Raw genomic sequence first — 1,916 nt, 5'->3', positions numbered from 1 at the left:
GATTGCTCCCACCATTGTCCGGTGGTATCTTTAAATAAATGGGAGGATACAGCGTCAGCATTGGACCAAGATATAAGTGTCATGAAGAGCGCTGCAACCAAACAAGTAGCTAGCTTTTTTTTCATAATATACCTCCTCTGGTTGAACCAATCGGATACCTGCTAAGGCAATACGGCATTCGATTGATTCCCCTGGTTACTAATTAGACATTACCGATAATCATTTCGTTACAAACATTGTAAATCCTGTTGGAATTGTAATAAAAAGGGCCGTGCTGAAACTTTCACGTTTCGGCACAGCCTCTTAACTTACAAAATCTTTAAATAATCAACTTCATCACCACGAATTTCGAACTCCACATCTTCGCCCTTGTAACTTCCTAAATCACTGATATCCAAAGATCGATCTCTGTCATCTTTTAATGTAGCTCGGTTACTTATGAGAAATCTCAGTTGCAAGCCACCCTTACCGTTTTCCTGCTCGATATACACTCGTCCGGCAGATACCTTATCCAATTTACCTTTCAGGGTAATACGCTCATAAGTATCGACATCAATCCTGGTAACCTTACCTTTTTCTACTCTGATTTTTACCTCAGAACCAATAATCAAATCTTCTAAGTAGTTTCCGTTGTCATTACTCTTTACGGTTACGTCATCATCCAGGTTGTAGGTGGTTTTCTTGTCGTTTTTCTCAATGACTAGCTTGTCATCCTTAATATTCAGACTGTAAATCGTCCCTGAGTAAGAACCATCGGAAGATGTCGAGCTATCACCAAGGTTAATCTCAGTCACATACCTTTTGCTATCAAGGATTAAACGAACCTTATCACCGCTTCGTATATTCCTGAAAGAACGGCTCTTGGAATCCTCCCATACCTTTACGCTACCGGACACATCATACTCCGTTTTTCTGCCGTTGGAGTTTTCAATTTCAATCGTATTATCATAGGTATCAATGTGGGTTACTTTTCCTTCAATCACTTCAACATTGAGGATATCAATCCTGGTAACCCGATCGCTACTATCTAATTTAAGTTTGACAAAGTCTTTCTCATAGAGACGGTTAAATTCTCGTTTTCTATCATCCTGGTAAACTTCCACCTTATCTTTAACATCGTAAGTTTCTTCTGAGCCATCATATTTTTTAATGGTAATTCTGTAATTACCCGAAGTCTTAATATAGGTAATCTCTCCTTCATAATCCGACGACGAGCTTGATGATGAACCATTGGCCAATTTAATGAGCTGTACTTTTCCCTGATCAGTAAGCTCCATCTCAATGGTGTCCCCACGCTCAATATCCTCGATGTCTATGGAGTTATCTTTTTCATTTCTGACCCTGTAATTGCTGGTCAAATCAAATGTTCTTTCATAACCATCCAGATCCTCGATGGTGACACTAGAGGACCCTACACTTTCCACATAGCCAAAAACCTTGCGCGTTTCATTTAAGGGATTTACGTCGGTAATCATATTATCCACTTTCGTCAGGGTAATTCTTTGACCCCTGACAATACCGGCAAAACTCACATTAGAAACTTTCTGAAGTTCTTCATGGGTGCCATTATCGTAACGAACCGTTAAGTAATCCAAATAGACATTAACAACATAACCCTTAAGCTCATTGCCTGAAGGTAGCGTACTCAGTATGTTTATTTCCGTTACGTTTCCATCAGTAATCCGAATCTCTGCCCTGACCCCGGAAGTTAAGGAAGTTAAATCCTTTACCTGGCCATTTTGTTTAATGGTTACATTGTTTGAAAGCGGATAAGAATTAAGGCTGCCGGAATCTGGTTGGAAAGATACCGCCAATGGCCCGGACAACAGGCTACGGATCGTTCCTGTATAGGTGGTAGCAACTGACACACTGGGAGGTGCCGTGGTGGTGGCTGTGGTATAGGCCATAACCGTTAC

1 protein-coding gene is annotated in these 1,916 nt (G+C 40.7%); it reads right to left on the bottom strand.

What is annotated here, in order from left to right; translation table 11 throughout:
* Positions 1–308: 308 nt before the first annotated feature.
* Positions 309–1,916: S-layer protein (locus tag BUA78_RS20440; RefSeq protein ID WP_072917912.1), on the bottom strand; the 1,608-nt coding region annotated here is incomplete at its 5' end.

The sequence above is a fragment of the Desulforamulus aeronauticus DSM 10349 genome, from assembly GCF_900142375.1.
Lineage (GTDB): Bacteria > Bacillota > Desulfotomaculia > Desulfotomaculales > Desulfotomaculaceae > Desulfotomaculum > Desulfotomaculum aeronauticum.
Note: the sequence above shows the minus strand (reverse complement) of the source record. Positions and strands in the feature narration are given on the sequence as shown.